General features: G+C 69.8%; 4 protein-coding genes. 3 read left to right on the top strand and 1 reads right to left on the bottom strand.

Annotation, left to right across the window (positions count from 1 at the left end):
* Positions 1-50: 50 nt before the first annotated feature.
* A complete protein-coding gene (locus ADBZ5U_RS14500) occupies positions 51-1,178 on the top strand; it encodes a GuaB3 family IMP dehydrogenase-related protein (RefSeq protein ID WP_526811354.1) in 1,128 nt (375 codons plus the stop codon).
* Between the two features lie 60 nt (positions 1,179-1,238).
* On the top strand, positions 1,239-2,825 hold the full coding sequence (guaA, locus tag ADBZ5U_RS14495; RefSeq protein WP_526811350.1) for a glutamine-hydrolyzing GMP synthase: 1,587 nt from the start codon (positions 1,239-1,241) through the stop codon (positions 2,823-2,825).
* A 7-nt stretch (positions 2,826-2,832) separates the two neighbouring features.
* Here the strand turns inward: guaA and ADBZ5U_RS14490 are convergent, their stop codons facing one another.
* On the bottom strand, positions 2,833-3,717 hold the full coding sequence (locus ADBZ5U_RS14490; protein WP_526811352.1) for a fructose bisphosphate aldolase: 885 nt from the start codon (positions 3,715-3,717) through the stop codon (positions 2,833-2,835).
* Between the two features lie 109 nt (positions 3,718-3,826).
* On the opposite strand from ADBZ5U_RS14490, the gene imuA' reads away from it, so the two are divergent.
* The coding region (gene imuA', locus ADBZ5U_RS14485) for a DnaE2-dependent mutagenesis accessory factor ImuA' (RefSeq protein WP_526811348.1) at positions 3,827-4,477 on the top strand (651 nt) is incomplete at its 3' end.

Genomic DNA, 4,477 nt, shown 5'->3' with positions numbered 1-4,477 from the left:
GGCACCGATGAGCGCTTGCGCGAAGAGGAGATGAGGAACCCGTGCGCGACATGGTCGAGATCGGGATGGGCCGGACCGCCCGCCGTACCTACGAACTCAGCGAGATCAACATCGTCCCGTCCCGGCGCACCCGGTCCTCCCGGGACGTGTCGACCGCCTGGCAGTTGGACGCCTACCGGTTCGAGATCCCGGTCATCGCGCACCCGACCGACGCCCTGGTGTCACCGGAGTTCGCCATCGAACTCGGCCGGTTGGGCGGTCTCGGGGTGCTCAACGGCGAGGGCCTGATCGGCCGGCACGCCGACGTCGCGGACAAGATCGCGCAAGTGATCGCCGCGGCCCGGAAAGAAGACGACCCCGCTGCCCCGATCAGGCTGCTGCAGCAACTGCATGCCGCGCCACTGGATCTCGACCTGCTCGGCGAGGCGGTGGCCCGGGTCCGGGAGGCCGGGATCACGACCGCGGTCCGGGTCAGCCCGCAGAACGCCAGGGCGCTGACGCCCACACTGGTCGCCGCCGGCATCGACCTGCTGTTCATCCAGGGCACCATCATCTCCGCCGAGCGGGTCTCCGCCAACGGCGAGCCGCTGAACCTCAAGACCTTCATCTCCGAACTCGACGTTCCGGTGGTGGCCGGCGGGGTTGCCGATCACCGCACCGCCCTGCATCTGATGCGGACCGGCGCCGCCGGCGTCATCGTCGGTTACGGATCCACCGCCGGGGTGACCACCAGCGACGAAGTGCTCGGGATCAATGTGCCGATGGCCACCGCGATCGCCGACGCCGCCGCCGCGCGCCGCGAGTACCTCGACGAGACCGGCGGCCGCTATGTCCATGTGCTGGCCGACGGCGATATCCACACCTCCGGCGAACTGGCCAAGGCCATCGCCTGCGGCGCCGACGCGGTTCTGCTCGGCACCCCGCTGGCCGCGGCGGCCGAAGCGCTCGGCGGCGGCTGGTTCTGGCCGTCGGCGGCCGCGCACCCGTCGCTGCCGCGCGGTGCGCTGCTCGACGTGGAGGTCGGTGAACGGCCCACGCTCGACCTGGTGCTCAACGGGCCCTCCGATGATCCGTTCGGCTCCCTGAACCTCGTCGGGGGCCTGCGCCGGTCGATGGCCAAGACCGGCTACTGCGATCTCAAGGAGTTCCAGAAGGTCGGGCTGACCGTCGGCAGTTGAACCGCGGAGTCCGATACGGCGTCCTGATCGTCGGTCGACCCGGGGACTTAGACTGTCCCGGTGCAACCGCCTGACCACTCCGCAACACCGCGCCCCGTCCTGGTGGTCGACTTCGGCGCCCAGTACGCCCAGCTGATCGCGCGGCGGGTGCGTGAGGCCCGGGTGTTCTCCGAGGTGGTGCCGCACACCCTGACCGTCGAGGAGATCAAGGAACGCGACCCGCAGGCCATCGTGCTCTCCGGCGGCCCGGCCAGCGTGTACGCCGACGGCGCTCCCGCGTTGGATCCGGCGCTGTTCGACCTCGGCGTGCCGGTGTTCGGCATCTGCTACGGATTCCAGGCGATGGCCCAGGCGCTGGGCGGCACCGTCGCGCGGACCGGAACCAGCGAGTACGGCCGCACCGAACTCAACGTGCTCGGCGGGGAACTGCATTCGGGACTGCCCGGTACCCAGCCGGTGTGGATGAGCCACGGCGACGCGGTGACCGTCGCACCGGAAGGCTTCGACGTCGTCGCGGCCAGTACCGGTGCGCCGGTGGCCGCGTTCGAAGACCGTGGCCGCAAGCTCGCGGGGGTGCAGTACCACCCGGAGGTCATCCACACCCCGCACGGCCAGCAGGTGCTCAGCCGGTTCCTGCACGACTTCGCCGGCATCGGACCGGCCTGGACCCCGGCCAATATCGCCGAGACCCTCATCGAGTCGGTTCGCGCGCAGATCGGCGACGGCCACGCCATCTGCGGTCTGTCCGGGGGAGTGGACTCCGCGGTGGCCGCCGCGCTGGTTCAGCGGGCCATCGGTGACCGGCTGACGTGTGTGTTCGTCGACCACGGACTGTTGCGGGCCGGGGAACGCGAGCAGGTGCAGCGCGATTTCGTGGCCGCCACCGGGGCGCGACTGGTGACCGTCGACGCCGCCGACCGGTTCCTGGAGGCGCTCTCCGGGGTCAGTAATCCGGAGGGCAAGCGCAAGATCATCGGCCGGGAGTTCATCCGCGCCTTCGAGGGGGCGGTGCGGGACCTCTCCCGCCCGACGGCGGTGCGGGGCGCCGGAGAGCCGATCGAATTCCTGGTCCAGGGCACGCTGTATCCCGACGTCGTCGAGTCCGGCGGCGGTAGCGGCACGGCCAACATCAAGAGCCACCACAACGTCGGGGGCCTGCCGCCAGACCTCAAGTTCAGCCTCGTCGAACCGCTTCGGCTGTTGTTCAAGGACGAGGTCCGTGCGGTGGGCCGGGAACTCGGGCTGCCGGAGGAAATCGTTGCCCGCCAGCCCTTCCCGGGACCGGGACTGGGCATTCGCATCGTCGGCGAGGTGACCGCCGACCGGCTCGACACACTGCGCCGGGCCGATTTGATAGCCCGCGAGGAACTGACCTCGGCCGGCTTGGACAACCAGATCTGGCAGTGCCCGGTGGTGCTGCTGGCCGATGTCCGGTCGGTCGGCGTGCAGGGCGACGGCCGCACCTACGGCCACCCGATCGTGCTGCGGCCGGTGTCCAGCGAGGACGCCATGACCGCGGACTGGACCCGGGTGCCCTACGAGGTCCTGGAACGCATCTCGACCCGGATCACCAACGAGGTGCCGGAGGTCAACCGGGTGACCCTGGATGTCACCAGCAAGCCGCCCGGCACCATCGAATGGGAGTGAACCGGCGTTAAGTGCTTGATGCGGCGGCGATTTCGTCGATCGCCGCGTCCAGCGCGGCATTGAATTCCTGATCGCTCTGCCCGACGGTCAGGCCCTCGGTGAGGGCTCGGGAGAAACTCGCGATCACACCGTGGTTGCGCGACAGCCGCTGGCAGGCCTCGGCCCGGGTGTAGCCGCCGGACAGTGCGAGCACCCGCATCACCCGGGGGTCGTCGACCAGATCGCGGTAGAGGTCGTCGGTCTCGGGAAGGGTCAGCTTCAGCATCACCTGCTGCCCCGCGCCGAGGCCGCCCAGTCCGGCGATGATCGACTCCTTGAGTTGTTCCTCCGCCTCGGCCTTGGCGGGGCTGTGGATGTCGATCTCGGGTTCGATGACCGGCACGAGTCCGGAGGCCAGGATTTCCCGGGCCACGCCGAACTGTTGGTCGACCACGGCGTCAAGTCCCTTGCCCGGCAGGTTGATCAGCGAGCGCATCTTGGTGCCGAAGATGCCCTTGTCCAGGGCGCGTTGGAGCAGGGGTCCCAGTCCGGGGATCGGCTTCATCAGTCGGGCGCCGTCCTGCGCGGCGGCAAGTCCGGCGTCCACCTTGAGGATCGGCACGATGTTCTTGACGTTCCAGAGGTAGTCGGCAGTCGGGCGGCCCTCGATGTCGCGGTCCATGGTGTTCTCGAAAAGGATTGCCGCGACGATTCGGCTCCCGTCGAAGCCGGGACTGGTGATGATCCGGGTCCGCATCTGGTGGACCAGATCGAACATCTGCTCGTCGCCGGAGTAGGCGTCGTCGGCGATGCCGTAGAGCCGCAGTGCTTTGGGGGTGGAGCCCCCACTCTGGTCGAGGGCGGCGACGAAACCTGATCCATGGGCGAGTTTGTCGGCCTGCTCGCTGTTCATGGGCCCATGCTGCCAGAACTCTTGACGGTTGTCGGTGGCGCGGTGTTTACTCACGGCATCGAACATATTTTCGAACATAGGTGACGTCGATCGCGGTTGGAGGTGGGCGATGACGGCGGCGGTACCCCTCGAAAAACGGCAGCTCGACCGCGCTGAACAGCTGGAACAGCTGCGCCGTCAGATGGCGGCGGTGTCCGGGAAGGTGGGTGCCCGATGGCGCCCGGCGGGGCCGGCGGACGATGTTCCGCCGTCCGGTGAATCTTTGCTGCCGGTGCCGGATGCGCTGGCTGAGCTGTTCCCGGCCGGGTTGCCCAAAGGCACCGTCGCGGAGCTCTCCGGTGCGCGTTCCCTGCCGGTCGGCATGGCCGCCGCGGTGACGGCCGCCGGCGGCCACGTGGCCGTCGTCGGGCTGCCGGACTTCGGCCTGCTGGCCGCCGCCGAGATGGGCGCGGACCTCAGCCGGCTGGCGGTGATCCCGCACCCGGGTTCTGATCCGGTCGAGGTGGCCGCCGTGCTGATGGACGGGATGGACCTGGTGGTGCTCGGCCTGGCCGGGCGCAGCGTGCCGCCCACCCGGTCGCGGGCGGTGGTGGCGCGGGCCCGGCAGCGCGGATGCACCCTGCTGGTCACCGGCGGGCAGTGGCAGGGCGCCACGATGCGGATGGATGCCCGGGTGTGCGGGTACGACATCGGCGGGGCTGCCGGTATGCGGCCGGGCTGCGGACGCATCAGCCGGGTGCGGGTGGCCATCCGCGCCCGG

The sequence above is a fragment of the Mycobacterium sp. genome (genome assembly GCF_040398885.1).
Classification (GTDB): Bacteria; Actinomycetota; Actinomycetes; order Mycobacteriales; family Mycobacteriaceae; genus Mycobacterium.
This window is presented reverse-complemented; position numbering and strand designations above follow the sequence as displayed.